The organism is Rosistilla ulvae, from assembly GCF_007741475.1.
Taxonomy (GTDB): Bacteria; Planctomycetota; Planctomycetia; order Pirellulales; family Pirellulaceae; genus Rosistilla; species Rosistilla ulvae.
This window is the reverse complement of sequence record NZ_CP036261.1, coordinates 5940048-5957778: the sequence shown is the minus strand read 5'-3', so window position 1 is coordinate 5957778 and position 17731 is coordinate 5940048. Positions and strand designations below refer to the sequence as shown.

The window sequence follows — 17731 nt, the reverse complement described above, 5'->3', positions numbered from 1 at the left end:
ACGGTATTTCACGGGGGTGACCGCTGGAGGACTTGGAGATGTCTCGGCAAACGTGAGATGAGTTGATCGATACTGGGCAGGTGCAGATCGTGTTTTGCATCGAGCGTTGTGCCGGATTTATCCAGCACTCGCAGACTGGAATGGGCGTCCGATGCGCGACGATATGCGAGACTTGCCCCCGCATATTTTGCATGGATTCTGGCTCGACGCACCCGCCTGGTGCGATCTGGTCGAAATCGCTGGCACAGCGCTGAGTGTCTGTTAAGAAGCCGCTCAGCGCGGGCAATTATTGCTTGACGCGTCAAGAACCGTTCATGCCCTTGATGGCCCGTTCGCCTAGGCCATCAAGAACACGCATCATACGATATCACTTAGAGGTGGACTTGGGATGCCGCGGTGAGTGCGGCGTGGCGTTTGGGACGGTCGCGGAGCCCGGGTTGGATGAAAACTTTCGTGACGGGCGGCTTCAACAGGACTTTTGAGCGTGTGGGGATCCAGGGGACGCGGTAGAGATTTTTGCTCGCTTTGGTTCTTGAAGTGGTGTCCGTCGGCTGTGGTGCGTGCCGGGGCACTCTAAGACGATTGAGCTGCGGGTTTGGGGAGTGTCCACAAGAGGAACGTCATCCCCAGCACGGCGCTGATTCCCGAGCCGACGAGGATTCCGGTCTTGGCGTTGTTGAAACTATCGCCGCCAAAGGCGAGTCCCTCGATGAACAGAGCCATCGTGAAACCGATCCCCGCCAGGAAGCTGCCGGCAGCCAAGACGGACCAATTGAGTCCCTCGGGCAACCGCGCCAGGCCGCTTTTGACCGCCAGCAAACTGAACGCAAGCACGCCCAGCGGCTTGCCAACAATCAAGCCCAAGATGACGGCGAGCGCCACCGGGTCGTTGACGTTGCTCAACTGAAACGCGACGCCAGCGTTAGCCAACGCAAAGATTGGGATCACCAGATAGCTACTCCACTGGTGCAGCGCCGTTTCCAAATACTCCAACGGCGAGATCGTCTCGCGCGATATCCGCTGCAGCATCCGAACCTGTTCGCCGCGTCGCACTCGCACTTCCGATTCGTCCGCTTCATACGACTTGCTGGTTTGATTGAGGTAGACGCGAAAGCGCTCGGGAACGATCGACGCTTTGGCTGGCGTCATCAGTCCCAGGATCACGCCGGCAAGCGTGGCGTGGACTCCCGATTCGTGGAATGCAAACCAAGCGATCAGACCGGCGACGATATATGGGGGGAAACGCCGGACGCCGAGATACGAAAACAACTGCACGACACCGATGACCACCGCAGCCATGCCCAGGAAGCGAACGTCCAAGTGGTCGGTGTAACCGATTGCGATCACGATGATCGCACCGATGTCGTCGACGATCGCCAACGATAGCAGCAGCACGCGGAGACTGTTGGGAACGCGCGACCCCAACAGCGCCAGACAGCCGACGACAAACGCGATGTCGGTCGCCATCGGAATTCCCCAGCCGCGAACCGCAGGCTGGCCGTACTGCATCGAAAGGTAGATGCCGGCCGGAACGATCATCCCCCCCAGCGCAGCCGCTATCGGCAGCGTGGCTCGGCGGATGTCCGAGAGCGAGCCGTGAACGAGTTCGCGTTTGACCTCCAGCCCGATCACAAAAAAGAACAACGCCATCAGGCCATCGTTGATGATGTGCTGAAGCGAATGCTCAAATTGAAACGAACCAAACTGCAGATTGACTTTGGTCTTCCAAAACCCCAGATAGGTTTCGGCCCAGGGAGAATTTGCCAGCCCGATCGCCACGGCGGTGCAGATCATCAGCACGATGCCGCTAGTCGCTTCGATATGTAAGAAGCGGGCCAGCGGACGGGCGAGACGATCGATTGGTCGCCGCGGCAACAGCGGCCCGGATTGGTTTTCAGAATCGGAACCGCTTTGGTCTACTGGCAATGGTACGTGCATCAAGTCGTTAGGCTTGTCGGATTTTCGGCTGGCTGATCTCGTTCGGGCTGGAACAAGACCTCTTCGATACGTGTTCGGCTTTCGCCGCTAGGGACTTTCCAACATACCATATCTCCCACCCGGTAGCCGAGGATGGCGGTCCCGATCGGCGCTAGGACCGAAAGTTTTCCTTCGGCGATGTTCGCTTCGTCGGGATAGACCAACGTAAACGTTTCCAGTTCGTCGCAGTCGAGATCCAGCAGGCGGACTGTCGATCCCATCGTGACGACATCCGGGGGAACCTTATCGGGCTCGACGATCCGAGCGAGCGCAAGTTCGCCGCGCAAGTTCTTCAAATTGCCTTTGTTGCAAAGCGCTTGCGTGAAATCGCTAGCAAGCATGCTTTCAAGGCGTTGACAGTCCTGACGGGTGACGACAATTTTTCGAACAGCCATAGCCGAGGTCCATGTTGTTAGTTGGTGATATCAATCGAAGCACGCAGTGGCAAGCGTGTTCTTGGGGCGATGTAAGAGTTGCCTACCGAGTCGGCTGCTAATGCAAGCGGCGGACCAAATGATCGGTTCGACGCCGTGAGTCGCAAAATATAAGGGCCGCGGCAAAACGATTTTTTGCCAGCTGCTGCAACGATGCACAGGTCAAGCGATTTGCTTTGGATGTGTCGCCGCGGTTACGAAATCAGCGTTAACTCGCGTTGACAACTGTCCGCTGGCGTTGGCACCCGCCGTGTTGCACCGAGATGGGGGACGGTCAAATCGAGCGTTCGACCGCACACTCGAAAGGAGAGCCTAGTCCTCGCAAAGATCGTCTGCTCACGACCAAAAGACTGGGTCGCGTGGATGGCCCGCTGCACGTCGTGGTATGACGACACTGTGCCGTAAACAATGGCGGAGTCACGATCCGAATCGATCGATAAGTCTTCGATCAGACCATGGGTTTCGCGGACTAGATTTGTTGCCAAGGCATTCAGGAATTCATTCTCCTGGCTCCATCGATCAAATGACATCGGCACCATCCATGTTGGTGAAGCGGTTGGAATCAAGTCGCACCCGTTTCCAAGGGCAATCGCAGTGCCATTGGACGGTGTTTGGTGATGTAAAGGTGTCGGTGCGATGTTTTGCCACGCTGTTTCGGAAGCGGTCTCCGTGCTTCGCGAACGGAAACCGAAAGTTCGGCGACATGTTTGTCTTGCCAACTTGGCTCGCACGAGATTGTCACAGTGCTCGCAGCAGGATCGCGATCATCAGTAAGAGCATCACGATCACTTGCCCGAGCAAATTTTCGCGGGAAGTGGAAGCAGCAGTGTTTTGAGTCCGATCGTTTGAATCGTGCAGCATCATCTCAGGATTGCGCATCAACATGTTGGGGCTCCTTCTAAGAAGTGGACCAGAATCGGCACCCCCGTGGTGTCACAAGAAGAACTACGCAATCAACATGCCAGATGGTTAAAATTGCGTAAATTCAGCTGTGGAGTCGCGCAAACCGTTCAATCGGCATAAATTGCGTCAACCTCCGCTGACACTGTCTGACCGCGTTGACATCCGCGGTGTCGCTGCAGGTTCATGGTGTCGCCAACGCAAAATCCTGCGAACCACTCTGTGGAATTGCCGCTTAATTCGACGGCAGAACGCTACGGTAAGCAATCACGGTCGTGGTCGGTGGTCGGCGTGAGGTATAGGACGCACGCAGCACCCCGGCCCCGGAACACGGGGCCCGAGAAATGGCCGGTTGGTGCCGGGGAAATGGCATCAACCGGCGGTCGACCGTCACAGAGGGGAGGCTACGGTGTCTGAGTTTCCAACGCGATCGAAATTTCGGTCGCCTGTTGGTCGGAGACGTCGAATGTCAGGCCTGAAGTCTCAAACGCGTTGTAGATTTCCGGCAACTGATTCTCTTCGGTTACTGACGGAACGAAGATCTCTAAATCGACGTCCGCGTCGGTGTTTACACCCGTTACGACCCTTTTGGAAACGCTCACGTTGTGAGTGCCGGCCACGGCGCCTTCGCCAGCTTGGACGGTCACCAACGAAAAGCGTCCCGACGCATCGGTCTCGCCAGTGCCAAGCAGGTTTTGTTGAGATTCGCCGGCCGGTTGAAAGATCACTTGCGCACCCTCGACCGGTTGCCCATCAAGCGTAACGATTCCCGAAACGGGATACAGCATCACTTGCCGGCTGTCGCTCCAGGTGCCGATGTCGCCGCAACCGGCGACGAGTAAAAGACCTGTTAACCAGGTCAGTTTAAAGTGGGAGATGAATTGCATTTTCAGTGAAGGTTGAATTGGAGGACTTGAAACAAAAGTGGACGACGCGACAACTATTGATGCGTTTCGCCCCCCGACTTCGATCCGAGGCTTCCCCAAACCCCAAACGGGCTCGACGCCCCGCTGGAGACGCTTGGAACGGCGGCGGCCAAGTTACCGGTGTCGATCGTCTCGGCCACAAAATGCACGCTGCCATCGACATATACCGCGTTAACTCCGCCCGGATGTCGGCTGCTGGCCGTGTATAGTCCGCCGGAGGCTTGTGAACTGCACGTGGCACTATTGGGGGGCAGGATCGTCGTCAACGCACAATAGCCCGGCCGGCCATCGGCCCAGCGGTAGCCCAAACAACGATCTGGAGTGATCAGAGAACTCGAAGCGGTGTAGACACCATTTACCAGCCGTGCTTTGCAATTGATTGGGTTGGTGGAGTCGTTCGAAACGGCCGCTCCAATACGGTTGGTCGTGGTCGGTTTAAGGAATTCGGACATCGCGACGGTGTTCGACAACCCATCGGTAACGTCGCGAAATCGGGTGTGCGTTTCCATCCCGAAGATTCCGCGAACACCAAGGGAGTTTAAATTGGTACCAGAAATCGAGTAATCGCTCCCAACACTGTCGCCCATGCTCAATGAATAATTGATCTCAGCATAGGGGCTGCCGACAAGCGAGTCCGACGGGCACAAAAATTCCGCAACTTGTGACTTCGCCTGCCACGGCGCGAACCCTGTGTTCCAAACGTATTGCGTGTTGGTCAAAGCTGCTTCATACAGATTCTCTTGTTCGATAAACGGCAATAGCGAAACGAAGCCAGAAAACCGACGCGGTGGATTGGCGGCGGCGACCGTCGATTGGTCGGGCCCTCCCTGGCGATACGGCAGGGCGTTGAAGGTGTCGTGGTAATTGTGCAATGCCAATCCAAATTGCTTCAGATGATTGGTGCACTGCATGCGGCGAGCTGCTTCGCGGGCCTGTTGCACCGCTGGCAATAATAACCCGACTAAGATCCCAATAATTGCGATGACGACCAATAATTCGACCAGCGTAAAGCCGCGTCGGAATGAAGTTCGAGCCATTCTATTTCACACCGTAATTTGAAGTAAAAAGCGATAATGTCCGCTGAAATGCCCAAGAACGGCATTCCATGGGCAAATACTAGTCAAGGTAGATGATTGGTTCAATGGCTCCGGGGGGGGGCGGTGGGGCCTCCCAACGTTTTCCTGAATTTTCCAGGGGCTACTTTGGATGCGAAGTTGGCGGCAAGATGCTTCGATGGGAAATCATTGTTGGGCTGACCACTCGGTCGGTTTCCGCGGCGCTCAACGCGGATGGTGGGGGGCTTGAGCGACCGAGAGTGCCGTTGGTTAATTGACATGGGCTTCGGAGTAGTGATGTCCGAATTTCAAAATTCGCGTTCGTCTAAGTCTTAAGATCGTCGGCTTTTGAAGGAGTCGTTCCTGGGAAACTCGCAGCAGTTGGAACGGCTGATGTTCACGATAAGAAGACGGGAACAGGATCTGGGACCGCTGCGACGGACTCGTGGTCATCATGGGGCGGTCTTTGCCGTCGCGGCGTCGGTTACGTTTTCGATGGACGACGCACGATCGTCACCAGCAGCGACGAATCTTCGATGGCGTGGAGCGCGTGAGGTTCGCCAGCGGGAAGGTGCAACAGTCGGCCGGTGGTCAGTTCCTGGGTCGCGCCGAGAGCTGTGAATTGAATTCGGCCTTCGAGGCAATGCACTGTGATTTCGCCTGGCGCCTTGTGCTCGGCGATCGTCTTGCCAGCGGGCAGTACCAGCCGCAGCAGTTCCATTTCATCCGACTTCAGAAGCGCAGAAGTCTTCGTTGAGGAGAGCGCGTCGCCCAAGGGACCGACGTCGATGATCTCGCCAGATTTTGCGTGAGAGATTGCCATCCGATGCTGCTCCAAAAAATTGAGGTGAGTTGCCGGCGCGTGTGTTCGTGCCGAGCCGTCATTTAATGTATACGTTCGTGTGCACTATTGGCAAGCGGAGTCGGAGTTAGCCGCAGGCGAAATCACTTTTCGAAACGGAAGCGTCGCAGGAATTGGTAGCCCGACGTGTAAGCGCGGAATTCACGTGGTGCCCCGTTTACGCGTTGGGTTGTCAAAAATCTGCCGAGCTCAAGCTCTGAATTGCGCGCGATGCGTGCCCGGAAATTTGAACGCTCCGGCTCTGCAACGGTTACACTATTCAAAGCTTTTCTTGAACTACAACGACACCGCGATTCACACTCTCTTTGCAATAACATGAAATACAACCGACGCGTCGCCATGGGCGCACTCGCTGCGGGGCTGACCGCTCGCTGGACTCAGGCCGATGAAAACAAGGCGTCTGCGGATTCGCCGTCTCCGTGGGGGCCGCTGTGTGTGTTCGCCAAGCCGCTGCAGATGTTGAGTTTCTCAGAGCTGGCCGATCTGTTGGTCAAGCAGCAGTGGGATGGGATCGAAGCGACGGTGCGCAAGGGTGGCCAGGTGGAGCCGGCGAAAGTTGCCGACCAGTTGCCCAAGCTGGTCGATGCGTTGGCGGCTAAAGAAAAGCAAGTCGTGCTGTTTGCTAGCGATGTCAACAGCGTCGATCAACGGTTGACTGAACCAACATTGCGAGCGGCGGCCAAGGCGGGAATCCGCTACTACCGCATGGCTTATTATCGGTACGATCTCGACCGGCCGATTCTGCCACAATTGGAAAAATTCACCCGCCAGGTCGAGCAGTTGGTGCAGCTGAATCGCGAGCTGGGGATCACGGCGCTCTACCAGAATCACGCCGGCACGCGGTATTGCGGCGCAGGACTGTGGGATCTCTACCGGATTGCCGCCGATCAGCCGAAAGAACAATTGGCCGTCGCGTTCGACATCCGCCATGCTACCGTTGAAGCCGGCATGTCATGGCCGATACATTGGAGCATGTTGCGCGAGCATGTCGGCGCGTTGTATTGCAAAGATTTTCGGTGGAACGAGGCGAAGGTCGAGAACGTTCCGTTGGGATCGGGGCTGGTCGCCAGCAGCTTTTATGATTCGCTGCGGAAAGATCCGATCGCGGGGATCCCCGTTTCGGTGCACATGGAATACATCGATCATCGCGATCCGCAAAAGGCTGCCCAACGCATCGCAGCCGTTGCCGATGACCGTCGGGCAATCCGGCGCCTACTGGGAATTTGACCCCGCAGTGATTGGAAAAGAACTCCACCGATGACCTCAAAGCACCTCAAGAAGATCTTTTCACCCAAGAGCATTGCGGTGATCGGTGCCAGTGAGCGACCGGAGAGTGTCGGCAGGTTGTCGCTGAAAAACCTTGTCGATGGCGGGTTTCGCGGTCGGATCTATCCCGTCAATCGGAACTACGAAACGATCCTGCAGTTGCCCAGTTTCGCGTCGGTCGCCGCGTTGCCCGAGACGGTGGACCTGGCCATCATCTGTACGCCCGCGGCGACGGTTCCCGATGTTGTCAAACGGTGCGGGGAAGCGGGCATTCGCGGGATCATCATCCAGTCGGCTGGATTTCGCGAAGTCGGAGCCGAAGGGGCTCGCTTGCAAGACGAAATCGTTGCGGTCGCCAAGACGTTCCCCGGGACAAAAATCATCGGTCCCAATTGTGTTGGGATCATCTCGCCGCATCGACATCTCAACGCAAGTCTGGCCAGCGAGATGCCACCGGCGGGCAACGTGGCTTTCATCTCGCAATCCGGTGCACTCTGCACCCCGATCCTCGAATGGGCGATCAACCAGAACGTAGGTTTCTCTCAGTTTGTGTCGATCGGGAACATGGCCGATGTGACCATCGCCGAACTGATCGATTATTTCGCCGAGGACCCGTGGACCGAGTCGATCGTTCTGTATGTCGAATCGTTGACCGAAGCTCGCGCATTCCTTTCGGCGGCTCGCGCGTTCACGCAATCCAAACCGATCATTGCGTTTAAGTCGGGGCGGTTCGACGCTTCCGCGGCGGCGGCGGCATCGCATACCGGCGCGATGGTCGGTGTCGACAGCGCGTATGAAGCTGCGTTCGCGCGGGCGGGAATCGTTCGCGCCAACGAACTCGACGACCTCTTCGACAGCGCCGAATTCTTGGCTCGACACCCCAAGCCATGCGGCGACCGGTTGGCGATTGTCACCAACGCTGGCGGCCCTGGCGTGATGGCAACCGATGCCTTGTTGCAGCGGAACGGCAAGCTTGCACAATTCTCAGATTCGACGATCGCAGCATTGGACGCCCAATTGCCAGCCGCTTGGTCTCGCTGCAACCCCGTCGATGTGATTGGCGACGCGAGCGAACAGCGGTACGCATCGGCGCTGCAAACCGTGATCCGCGATCGCAACGTCGATGCCGTTTTGGTGCTGCTGGCACCGCAAGCGACGACTGACCCCAGTGGGGTCGCCGACGCCGTGATCGCCGCCGCCAAGTCGACGACAAAACCTGTCTTGGCGTCGTGGATGGGCTGCACTCGGGTGGCCGAAGGGATCCGGCGGTTGACGCAGGGGGGCGTCCCGGTCTACGCGACGCCGGAAAAATGCGTGCGGGTGTTCATGCAGTTGGTGCGTTATGGCCGCAACCGCGAGATGTTGTGCGAAACACCGTTGGAGGTCCCGCTGACCTTTCCTGTCGACGAAGCCGAGCGGCGAAGATGTGTCGTCGACGCTGTCAACGAGAGGCCAGGCGAACGGACTCCGCTCAGCGAATACGAATCGAAGTTGGTGCTCAAGAATTACGGCTTTCGAGTCGCGGAGACCGAGATCGCTCGATCGCAGGAGGAAGCGGTTGCGATCGCCGATCGGCTGGGATACCCCGTCGTCTTAAAGGTCTATTCACCGCAGATCATGCACAAGACCGACGTCGATGGTGTGGAGCTGAACTTGACAAGCGGCGACCGAGTTCGCGAAGCGTATCAGGAGATCGGCCGCCGCGTCGCGCAACATCGATTCGGTTTTGAGTTTGGTGGAGTGACGGTGCAACCGATGGTTGTTGCATCGCTCAGCCGCGAATTGATCCTGGGGGCGAAGCGCGATCCCGTCTTTGGACCGGTGCTGTTGGTTGGTGCGGGAGGGATCACGGCGGAGTTGGTTCAAGATTACGCCATGGAACTGCCGCCGCTGAACGAGCGACTGGCGCGGCGGATGTTGGAGTCGCTGCAATCGTGGCCTCTGTTGAAAGGTTACCGCGGTCGTCGCGGAGTGAACGTCGATCTGTTGGTCGAATGCTTGTTGCGGATGTCGAAGTTGATCGTCGAGTGCCCTGAGATCGCCGAAATCGACATCAACCCGTTGTTGGCAAGCGACCGCGATGTGATCGCGCTCGATTCGCGAATCATCCTCGATGGGAAGATGCGTCGGAAATCGAGTTCTCGTTTCGCGCATCTGGCGATCCGCCCCTATCCGGAAGAGTTCATTCGCAACATCGAATTGCGAGACGGCACTCCCGTCGTGCTGCGACCGATCAAACCCGAAGACGAACCGATGTGGCATCGGTTGATCGAAAGCTGTTCCGCCGAAACGATCCAGCAGCGGTTCCGCTACATGTTTCGCACCGCCACGCATACGATGGCGTCTCGATTTTGCTTCATCGATTACGACCGCGAACTGGCGATCGTGGTCGAAGTGATCGAAGACGGCGTCAAACAGATCGCGGGCGTTGCTCGGTTTGTCGCCGACGCCGATCATTACGAAGCGGAATTTGCGATCCTGGTTGCCGATCGCTGGCAGGGACGCGGACTCGGGTCGTTGATGACCGATAAGTGCCTGACGATTTGCAAACGTTGGAATATCCAATCGGTCGTCGCCGAGACCGCCGCGTCGAACCATCGGATGATCCAGATGTTCCAGCGACGCGGTTTCGAAATCGATCGATCCAAATCGTTTGATACCGTGATGGTCAAGAAGAGCTTGCTGGACGCAGACTGAACGTCGTCTGAAAGTGATTTGCTGCCGAGAGCTTACGCTTCGAGCAGTTGTTCCAGGTGGATCGGCACACACTCGGCCATCGCTTCGGCGTTGTAGCCGCCTTCTAAAACGCTGACCAATCGGCCGTCGGAATGCTTGTTGGCGACGTCCAACAGCACGTGTGTCAACGTTCGAAAGTCTTCGCTCTCGAGCCCCAGCGATCCGATCGGATCCTCTTTATGAGCGTCGAAGCCGGCGCTGACCATCACCAGTTGTGGCTTGATCTTGTCGGCAAATGCGTGCACGCTGGCGGTGAACGTCTCCAGTTGTTCTTCGCGCGGCGTTCCCAAGGCGACGGGCAGATTCATCGTCGTTCCCTCGCCGGGGCCGACGCCGATTTCGTCTGCCGCGCCGGTGTGCGGATATAGGGGAGATCGATGCATCGAATAATAGCCAACGTCGGCGGCTTCCCAGAACATCGCTTGGGTTCCGTTGCCGTGATGGACGTCGAAGTCGACGATCAGCACCCGCTCGATTCCAAGTTCATTGGTCGCAACGCGGGCGCCGACGGCAATGTTGTTGAACAGGCAAAACCCCATCCCGTGGTCGGGCATGGCGTGATGTCCTGGCGGCCGGATCAGACAAAACGCCGTCTTGTCTTCGCCGGCGACAACACGACAGACCGCGTCGCAAACCGCTCCGGTCGCCTTTAATGCGACTTCATAAGACTTCGGGCTGACGACGGTATCGGTATCGATCAACCCGCCACCGGTCTCGGCCATCTGTTGCAGCGCTTCGATGTATTTGTGTTGATGGACGTAGAACAACCGGTCTTTCGAAACCGATTCCCAAGCCGGACGCTTGCAAGCCGAATCCAAAGCCAGAAAGTTCAAGTTGCGCACCGCGGGCAAAATCCGCCCGCCCCGTTCGGGATGGTCGCCCGTCAGGTGTTCCATGAAAATCGGATCGTAATACAAAATTGTCATGCCCGATATTCTAACCAGACTCGGCCGTAACTGCACTTCGCGCAAAGAAGCACGTGACGTTTTTTGGAAACAGCCTTGCCGAGCGATCGCTTGGAACTTTTGTTCCGCGATCTGAACCGTGTTCGCTGTCGAAGTCCTCGATGGATTTTGTCGTTGTTGCCGGTTTCCGTCAGCCGCCGCGGGCATCGTCGTCGCTGCAACCGCTGTCGGTTGGATCGATCCCCGAAGTCCTCGGGTTGTCCAGCGAACGATTCAAAGCTAAATAGATGCGTTTGCCGCCGGCTTTCCCATCATTCTCACGATGCTTCTGCGACGATCGATGCAGCAACCGATCATTGGATACCACACCGATGAAGAGGGCGATTGGGTCGCTCAGCTAGGCTGTGGTCACAACCAACACGTTCGCCATACGCCGCCGTGGATGAATCGCCCTTGGGTGACAACCGCCGCGGGCCGCGCGGGGATGATCGGTCATCTGCTGCAATGCAAGAAGTGCGACGAAGGGGCTGCAGCCGATGCGCGGCCCGAAGCAAAATAGAAACTGTAAAAACGGCTGACTCTTAAACGGAAATGGACCCAGTCAATGGCGTGGTTGTATTTAGTGATCGCTGGCTTGTTGGAGGTCGCGTGGGCGATCGGATTGAAGCAGACCGAAGGTTGGACGCGGCTTGTGCCCAGCATGATCACTGTCGTGCTGATGATCGCCAGCTTCTATTTTCTGTCGCATGCGATTAAAGAGATTCCGCTGGGAACCGGTTACGCGATCTGGACAGGGATCGGCGCCGTTGGGACGGCATCGCTGGGGATCTTGCTGTTTGGCGAGCCGGCGACGGCGGTCCGAATCGCCTGCATCGGGCTGATCATCGGTGGAATCGTTGGACTTAAATTGGCAGCGTAATGCGTCGCATCGCTCACGCAGCTAACTGATCGGCGTGATGTAGTAACGACGCGAGATTCCTTCGATATCGTAATTGTAGTGAAAGCTGCTTGGGTCGGATTCCTCGACAGCGTCGACCAGGTGCGGAAGTTCCTCTTGCGTGATGATCGTCCGTACCATCCAAAACGATTCGCCGCTGTGGCCACCGATACCTGGCTGCACGGTGTAGGTGCGATGTGCCGATGTGGCGGTGATCGCTTCGCCGATCGCCTCTTGATTGCGGGTGATGATTACCAGCATCGTGATCTTGAACTTGTGGTACAGATTGTTCAACGTCTCGGCGGACGCGAAGATGTAGATGCAGGTGTACATCAGCGTGTTGACGACCGATTCGATGTGCCCGTGTTTCAGCAGCTCCATCCCGAGGCCAAAGGCTGTCGAACCGACGGCGGCAAAGATCGCGATCGATCCGACCGGCTTCAGATACTTCATCGCAAAGTAGGCCCCCAGGATATCTTCGTCGCCGGTGGAGCCGCGATTTTTGAACGCCAGCGCTTTGGCGAAGCCGGCTAACAGGCCGCCGAAGATGACCAGGATGATCCGCTCGTTTTGAGGTTCGGGGGAGGCAAATTGTAATTCGGGCAATCCGGCGAGCGCCAGCACAACCGTGCCGACAACGATCAGCGAGCGAAGCGCAAAGGTGCGACCGACGCGAGCGAATGCAAACGCCAACAGCGCCGCCTGGAACACCAGATACAAGACGATGAACAGCGAGTAGTTTTCGAAGTAATAAGAGAGAGCCGCCGCGATCCCTTCGCTGCCCGTCAGGATTACTTTTGATGGCAGAACAAAATACTTCAGCGCGATCGCGTACAGCAGACCGGCTGACACAATCATCGCGTAATCAATAATTCCTCGAGACACTAAACCCTCGTCCTGGCAAATCGGAAACCTAAAGAACGGCGGTCGCCAGCGGCAACTTTCCAATTATGCAGTTTTGAGAAATCGCAACTACGGGGCAGCAGGGAGTTGGCAGGCGGGAGCTGGGAGAAATTGCGATCTCGGCGGCTACGCATTGATCTCGCGTTGCAGCCAGGCGCGGGCGAAGGCCCAGTGGCGTTTGACGGTTCGCGTGGACTGCCCCAGGACTTGCGCCGTCTCTTCGATCGTCAGCCCCGTGAAATAACGCAGCTCGACCAGTTTGGCCAGTTCGGTGTCTTCGAGGGCCAGTTTATTGAGCGCATCGTCGAGGGCCAACAAGTCGTCGAAATCTTCGGCATCGACAAAAGCACTCTCTTCGTGCAGTTCGTGGCGGACGTAGTCACCGCCCCGTTTATCGCGGCCCCGTCGCCGCGCGTTATCGATCAAAATCCGACGCATCGCTTCGGCGGCCGCTGCAAAGAAGTGACCTCGCGAATCCCATTCTCGTGGCGTCTCGCCACCGACAAGCCGCAAAAACGCTTCGTGAACAAGAGCCGTCGGCTGCAGCGTTTGCCCCGACTTCTCCTGATTCATCTTGCTAGCCGCCAGCTTGCGAAGCTCTTCATAAACCAAGGGCAACAGCTCGCTGGCCGCTTGCCGATCTCCATCGTGGATGGCCGACAAGATTCTTGTGACGTCGCGCTTCACAATATTCATGATGCCATGGTTTCCGGCGAGGATTGGTTAAGCGCTGCCGATTGAAAGTCCCGCTGGCTCGCTTGGAGAACTTCGGAGAGTTCATGGAACGCTTCGGCGCTACAGTTCCTTCTTACTGTTGCTGGTCATTCAACCATTGTAGGAAATCGTCGTCGACTGTCACGCGAGTCGGTTCAAAATGCTTCCGTTGGATCCAATCGGCTGCCCCAGAGATTGTTCCAGCAGATCGATGTCGACGCCACTCTCTTCAAACGCTTCGGTCAACGCCGACCGGATCGACTCGTCGGATACTTCGGTCGACGAGTCGCTGGTCAGTTCTTGAATCGTATCGATGATCGACGTTAGCAACGAATCCAAAGTGCCTGTGTCGAGATTGGACGATAGCAGGGCCGACTCCAGATCCGTCGACTCCTCGTCGCTTGGCTTGGGGCCGCGGGGGGGCGGGCCCGGCGGTCGGTTCCCTTTGATCGCCGCATCGACTTCAGCTGAGTCGATGCCGTTGGCTTCGAGAACTTCTTCGACGGCGCTGCGGATCGAAGACTCACTGGTTGTCGATCCGTTTGCTGTCAGCGAATCGACCGTCTCTTCGACCTGGCTCAACACATCCGATGCCGTCGACGAATCGACTCCGATCGACTCCAGTGCCGCCGCAAGATGCTCTTGCTTCTCTTCTGCGGAAGGTCCTCGCGTGGATGAAGTGCCGAAGCTTGTAGGGGAAGAGAAATTGGCCCCCGAGGCAGAAATACTCATTGTTCGCTCCTGAATTGCATGGATGGAAGGCGAGCCAAACGGTTGCAGGAATTGCACGTTGGCAGAAAGCACCTTCGTGATTTCGGGAGGCTCAACATCGGCGAAAATGGCGGAAAACGTTGGAATTCCGGTTGAAAGAAAGGCTATCAGACAAACCTTTGAAAAGCTGCGAGATTCGTGTCCCCCTCCCCCTTTCGATGACGCATTGAGTCTTGCGACTCCCCCCTCTTCTTCGTTCTCCGCAAGGACCCCCCATCGTGAATTCAACGCTTCGCCTGATCGCTATCAGCGGCATACTTACATTTGCAAGCACCGTCTCCGCACAGCCACCGGGCCGCGGTGGGCCCCCCGGTGGATCACCCGTCGAAATGATTGGCCAGTTGTTTGATCGCGCCGACACGAATCGAGACGGCAGCGTGACCAAGCAGGAACTTTCCGTCGCCATGCAAGCGATGCAGTCGATGCGTGGGGGACAACGGCGAGGCAATCCGCAAGGCGGTCCCGGCGGACCGCCTCCGCAAGCTGGTTTTGGTGGTGGAGAGATGACGCAGCAACCGCCGGGGCAAGAGGGGCACCACGGACCGCCGTCGCGTCCCGGCCAAGTGATCCCCGATTTTGTCATTCAATCGTTGGGCTTGAGCGATCGGCAGACGAAGCAGCTGACGGCGTTGCAGTCGACTGTCGACAAACGGCTCGCAGCGATCTTGAGCGACGAGCAGATGGCCGCGTTGCAGCAGCCGCCTCACGGCCACGGCGCTCCGGGCGAAGAAGCCGACGGGCGCCCACAACGGCCTCAATAACTCTTCGGCGCGAAGGTCCTTCTAACGCCGATTTCGTTTAACCGCGTGCCCAACGGGCCGCGCGTCTCCGAAACGCTACACTCGGTAACGTGCGGGGGTGATTCCCGCGCGGTTAGACGACCCGTACCGTTAAGTTTTGTAGGGCCGCTTGGCCGTGTGGTGGATACAGGAGATAGGATGAAACGCGGGGCGATGCCCACGCGGTTAAACGATTTACTGCGGTGCCGATCGGGGCACACGTTGGAGTCGGTATATTAAATGGCTGTAACTTCCCGACAGCGGAACAGCTCGGCACTTCCCGAGGTGAAGGGATCCAGGGAGGCAGAGTTACCGACGACGTTTAAGTAAGACAAAATGCGATGACCAATCCGGCTGAACGAGCGATCTTCCTGCAAGCGATCGATGAGGAGAGCATCGAGGATCGCGCCGCCTATTTGCAATCTGCTTGCGGCGGCGATTTGCAGCTGCTCGCGTCGGTCGAAGCGTTGCTGGCCGCTCACGATCAACCAGCCAAACTGCTCGATCAACCGATCGGCGGTGGGCAAGGGATCGCCGCCACGATGACGCCTCCGATTGCCGAACCGATCGAGCACATCGGGTTGCAGATCGATGCCTATCGGTTGATGGAACAGATCGGCGAAGGTGGGTTTGGACTGGTCTTCGTCGCTCAGCAGGACGAACCGGTCGCGCGGAAAGTGGCGTTGAAGATCGTCAAACCGGGATCGGGTTCGAAAGAGGTGATCGCTCGATTCGAGGCCGAACGGCAAGCGGTTGCGATGATGAATCATCCCAACATCGCACAAGTCTTCGACGCCGGCGTGACCGCTGATCATCGCCCCTACTTCGTGATGGAACTGGTTCGCGGGCTTCCGATCACTGAGTTCTGCGACAACCATCAATTGACAGTTCGGGAGCGATTGACGCTGCTGGTCGACGTCTGCTCCGCCGTCCACCACGCCCATCAAAAAGGTGTCATCCATCGCGACATCAAACCATCCAACGTGATGGTCACGCTGCACGATGCCAAGCCGGTGGCGAAGGTGATCGATTTTGGTGTCGCCAAAGCGATCGGGCAGACGTTGACCGACAAGACGATCTATACGCGGTTCTTTTCGATGATTGGAACGCCGCTGTACATGAGTCCCGAGCAGGCGGAGATGAGTGGGCTGGACATCGACACGCGCAGCGACATCTATTCGTTGGGAGTCTTGATGTACGAGATGCTTGTCGGTGCGACGCCCTTCGATCGCGAGCGGATGGATTCGGCTGGCTACGACGAACTGCGGCGGATCATTCGCGAAGAGGATCCTCCCAAACCAAGCAAGCGTCTGTCGACGCTCAACGACGCCCTTTCGACTGTCGCTACCACTCGCCGTCTGCAACCGATTCGCTTGGCCGCAACGATCCGCGGCGATCTCGACTGGATCGTGATGAAAGCGTTGGAAAAGGATCGCACGCGACGCTACGAATCGGCGGCCGCGTTGGCTGCCGATATCAAACGCTATCTGAATTCCGAGCCGATCGAAGCGCGGCCGCCGTCGCGAACGTATCAGTTTCGCAAATTCGCCCGCCGCCATCGCGCGGCGTTGGTCACTGTTCTGTTGGTCGGCGTAACGATGCTGATCGGTTCGGCGGTCAGTCTGTGGCAGATGACTGCGGCGATCGACCAACGGAATCAGAAGGAGGCAGCGCTTCGCGAAGCGACTGCGGCCAAGGCGGAGATCGAGCAGTTCGCCGAGAACATCACGCGAGCGAATTCGTTGATCGCTAGCGCTCAATCGCACGTCAACGCCGGCCGAACCGAAGCGGCGCAGATCGATTTCGACACGGCGGTCTCGCTGCAACCGGGCTACTACCAACCGTGGGTTGCGCGGGCTCAATTCCATACCGGACGAAGCGACTGGGAAGCGGCAGCGGAGGATTACGCCAAGGCGCTGACACTGGGAGCGCCGACCAATACGTCGTCCTGGTGGGGAACGCCGGCATTGTTTTTGTTGACGGATCGACCGAACGACTATCGAAGAATCTGCGAACGGCTGGACGAAAGACTCGGCACGCTCGACGAGCGACCGAACTGGGAATTGTTGCGCGACTGCGCCGCATCGGCCGATTACACATTTTCGGTCTCGCGCGATGAACTCGCACGAATCGGAGAAGCTTGGCATCTTGAATCCGACACGCGGCGATGGAGGCCACCACCACCGCCGGATCGCCGCCACGATGTAGGGCGACCGACGGTTCCTCGCGAGATTTGCTTATACCTCCTCGGATTGTCGTACCTGCGAGCTGGCGACAACGAAGCGGCGATCCAGTCTTGGACGGAAGTCCTCGAGGAAAATCGGTGGCGTTCGCAATCGATCATCCATGCCAGCTTGGCGATCGCTTACGACAACGTGGGCAAGCGCGATCAGGCCGAAGCTGAACTAGCCAAGGCGCGGGAAGCTGCCGTCGAAATCGCATTGCCAACGGATCAAATGGAGGCTGGTCCCCAGTCGGCGCCATGGTTTGAAACCGTGGAATTTTTGTTGACTTACCAAGACGCACGCCGCCAGTTGGGGTTTAAGTCAAAGTCAAAATGAAAGCC

Annotated in this window: 18 protein-coding genes; 7 read left to right on the top strand and 11 right to left on the bottom strand. The window is 57.6% G+C overall.

Annotation, left to right across the window (positions count from 1 at the left end):
• Positions 1-573: 573 nt before the first annotated feature.
• From nhaA to EC9_RS21045, 7 genes are all read right to left on the bottom strand, one after another.
• Positions 574-1860 (bottom strand): Na+/H+ antiporter NhaA, encoded by a 1287-nt coding sequence (nhaA, locus tag EC9_RS21070; RefSeq protein WP_261342964.1) that lies wholly within the window; start codon positions 1858-1860, stop codon positions 574-576.
• 77 nt (positions 1861-1937) lie between these two features.
• Positions 1938-2372 carry a nucleoside diphosphate kinase regulator gene (gene rnk / locus EC9_RS21065; RefSeq protein ID WP_145348066.1) on the bottom strand — a complete coding sequence of 145 codons (435 nt, stop codon included), beginning with the start codon at positions 2370-2372 and terminating at the stop codon, positions 1938-1940.
• A 233-nt stretch (positions 2373-2605) separates the two neighbouring features.
• Complete coding sequence (locus EC9_RS21060) at positions 2606-2941, bottom strand: hypothetical protein (RefSeq protein WP_145348065.1); 336 nt, start codon at positions 2939-2941, stop codon at positions 2606-2608.
• Between the two features lie 208 nt (positions 2942-3149).
• Entirely contained in the window at positions 3150-3296 is a 147-nt protein-coding gene (locus EC9_RS26690; protein WP_218934323.1) for a hypothetical protein, read from the bottom strand.
• 419 nt (positions 3297-3715) lie between these two features.
• Positions 3716-4198: a DUF4198 domain-containing protein gene (locus EC9_RS21055; protein ID WP_145348064.1), complete on the bottom strand. Its 483-nt coding sequence runs from the start codon at positions 4196-4198 to the stop codon at positions 3716-3718.
• A gap of 53 nt (positions 4199-4251) precedes the next feature.
• On the bottom strand, positions 4252-5274 hold the full coding sequence (locus EC9_RS21050) for a DUF1559 domain-containing protein (RefSeq protein ID WP_145348063.1): 1023 nt from the start codon (positions 5272-5274) through the stop codon (positions 4252-4254).
• Positions 5275-5776: 502 nt separating this feature from the next.
• Complete coding sequence (locus tag EC9_RS21045) at positions 5777-6115, bottom strand: cupin domain-containing protein (RefSeq protein ID WP_145348062.1); 339 nt, start codon at positions 6113-6115, stop codon at positions 5777-5779.
• A gap of 354 nt (positions 6116-6469) precedes the next feature.
• On the opposite strand from EC9_RS21045, the gene EC9_RS21040 reads away from it, so the two are divergent.
• Both EC9_RS21040 and EC9_RS21035 read left to right on the top strand, forming a co-directional pair.
• Positions 6470-7381: a sugar phosphate isomerase/epimerase family protein gene (locus tag EC9_RS21040; RefSeq protein WP_145348061.1), complete on the top strand. Its 912-nt coding sequence runs from the start codon at positions 6470-6472 to the stop codon at positions 7379-7381.
• Positions 7382-7411: 30 nt separating this feature from the next.
• On the top strand, positions 7412-10117 hold the full coding sequence (locus EC9_RS21035; RefSeq protein ID WP_145348060.1) for a bifunctional acetate--CoA ligase family protein/GNAT family N-acetyltransferase: 2706 nt from the start codon (positions 7412-7414) through the stop codon (positions 10115-10117).
• Positions 10118-10149: 32 nt separating this feature from the next.
• Here the strand turns inward: EC9_RS21035 and EC9_RS21030 are convergent, their stop codons facing one another.
• On the bottom strand, positions 10150-11082 hold the full coding sequence (locus tag EC9_RS21030; RefSeq protein ID WP_145348059.1) for a histone deacetylase family protein: 933 nt from the start codon (positions 11080-11082) through the stop codon (positions 10150-10152).
• Between the two features lie 140 nt (positions 11083-11222).
• On the opposite strand from EC9_RS21030, the gene EC9_RS27190 reads away from it, so the two are divergent.
• The 3 genes from EC9_RS27190 to sugE are packed head-to-tail and all read left to right on the top strand — an operon-like array spanning position 11223 to position 11980.
• Positions 11223-11348 (top strand): hypothetical protein, encoded by a 126-nt coding sequence (locus EC9_RS27190; protein WP_261342889.1) that lies wholly within the window; start codon positions 11223-11225, stop codon positions 11346-11348.
• Positions 11349-11383: 35 nt separating this feature from the next.
• Complete coding sequence (locus EC9_RS21025) at positions 11384-11620, top strand: DUF3565 domain-containing protein (RefSeq protein WP_246105806.1); 237 nt, start codon at positions 11384-11386, stop codon at positions 11618-11620.
• A 45-nt stretch (positions 11621-11665) separates the two neighbouring features.
• Positions 11666-11980, top strand: a complete 315-nt coding sequence (gene sugE, locus EC9_RS21020) for a quaternary ammonium compound efflux SMR transporter SugE (protein WP_145123031.1) — start codon at positions 11666-11668, stop codon at positions 11978-11980.
• A 21-nt stretch (positions 11981-12001) separates the two neighbouring features.
• Here sugE and EC9_RS21015 read toward each other — a convergent pair whose 3' ends face one another.
• The 3 genes from EC9_RS21015 to EC9_RS21005 all read right to left on the bottom strand — a co-directional run bounded on the left by EC9_RS21015 (position 12002) and on the right by EC9_RS21005 (position 14347).
• Positions 12002-12856, bottom strand: a complete 855-nt coding sequence (locus EC9_RS21015) for a YitT family protein (protein ID WP_145123030.1) — start codon at positions 12854-12856, stop codon at positions 12002-12004.
• Between the two features lie 171 nt (positions 12857-13027).
• Positions 13028-13588, bottom strand: a complete 561-nt coding sequence (locus EC9_RS21010) for an ECF-type sigma factor (RefSeq protein ID WP_145349275.1) — start codon at positions 13586-13588, stop codon at positions 13028-13030.
• Positions 13589-13756: 168 nt separating this feature from the next.
• A complete protein-coding gene (locus EC9_RS21005; protein WP_145348058.1) occupies positions 13757-14347 on the bottom strand; it encodes a hypothetical protein in 591 nt (196 codons plus the stop codon).
• Between the two features lie 257 nt (positions 14348-14604).
• On the opposite strand from EC9_RS21005, the gene EC9_RS21000 reads away from it, so the two are divergent.
• Both EC9_RS21000 and EC9_RS20995 read left to right on the top strand, forming a co-directional pair.
• On the top strand, positions 14605-15147 hold the full coding sequence (locus tag EC9_RS21000) for an EF-hand domain-containing protein (RefSeq protein WP_145348057.1): 543 nt from the start codon (positions 14605-14607) through the stop codon (positions 15145-15147).
• Between the two features lie 359 nt (positions 15148-15506).
• A complete protein-coding gene (locus EC9_RS20995; RefSeq protein ID WP_145348056.1) occupies positions 15507-17726 on the top strand; it encodes a serine/threonine protein kinase in 2220 nt (739 codons plus the stop codon).
• Positions 17727-17731: the final 5 nt, after the last annotated feature.

What these genes read in the sequence shown, in the direction of transcription:
- rnk (WP_145348066.1), bottom strand. Translation starts at nt 2,372, where the DNA reads ATGGCTGTTCGAAAAATTGTCGTCACCCGTCAGGACTGTCAACGCCTT.
- EC9_RS21025 (WP_246105806.1), top strand. Translation starts at nt 11,384, where the DNA reads ATGCTTCTGCGACGATCGATGCAGCAACCGATCATTGGATACCACACC.
- sugE (WP_145123031.1), top strand. Translation starts at nt 11,666, where the DNA reads ATGGCGTGGTTGTATTTAGTGATCGCTGGCTTGTTGGAGGTCGCGTGG.
- EC9_RS26690 (WP_218934323.1), bottom strand. Translation starts at nt 3,296, where the DNA reads ATGTTGATGCGCAATCCTGAGATGATGCTGCACGATTCAAACGATCGG.
- EC9_RS21030 (WP_145348059.1), bottom strand. Translation starts at nt 11,082, where the DNA reads ATGACAATTTTGTATTACGATCCGATTTTCATGGAACACCTGACGGGC.
- EC9_RS21045 (WP_145348062.1), bottom strand. Translation starts at nt 6,115, where the DNA reads ATGGCAATCTCTCACGCAAAATCTGGCGAGATCATCGACGTCGGTCCC.
- EC9_RS21060 (WP_145348065.1), bottom strand. Translation starts at nt 2,941, where the DNA reads ATGTCATTTGATCGATGGAGCCAGGAGAATGAATTCCTGAATGCCTTG.
- EC9_RS21055 (WP_145348064.1), bottom strand. Translation starts at nt 4,198, where the DNA reads ATGCAATTCATCTCCCACTTTAAACTGACCTGGTTAACAGGTCTTTTA.
- EC9_RS20995 (WP_145348056.1), top strand. Translation starts at nt 15,507, where the DNA reads ATGACCAATCCGGCTGAACGAGCGATCTTCCTGCAAGCGATCGATGAG.
- EC9_RS21005 (WP_145348058.1), bottom strand. Translation starts at nt 14,347, where the DNA reads ATGAGTATTTCTGCCTCGGGGGCCAATTTCTCTTCCCCTACAAGCTTC.
- EC9_RS21040 (WP_145348061.1), top strand. Translation starts at nt 6,470, where the DNA reads ATGAAATACAACCGACGCGTCGCCATGGGCGCACTCGCTGCGGGGCTG.
- EC9_RS27190 (WP_261342889.1), top strand. Translation starts at nt 11,223, where the DNA reads ATGGATTTTGTCGTTGTTGCCGGTTTCCGTCAGCCGCCGCGGGCATCG.
- EC9_RS21035 (WP_145348060.1), top strand. Translation starts at nt 7,412, where the DNA reads ATGACCTCAAAGCACCTCAAGAAGATCTTTTCACCCAAGAGCATTGCG.
- EC9_RS21050 (WP_145348063.1), bottom strand. Translation starts at nt 5,274, where the DNA reads ATGGCTCGAACTTCATTCCGACGCGGCTTTACGCTGGTCGAATTATTG.
- EC9_RS21015 (WP_145123030.1), bottom strand. Translation starts at nt 12,856, where the DNA reads ATGATTGTGTCAGCCGGTCTGCTGTACGCGATCGCGCTGAAGTATTTT.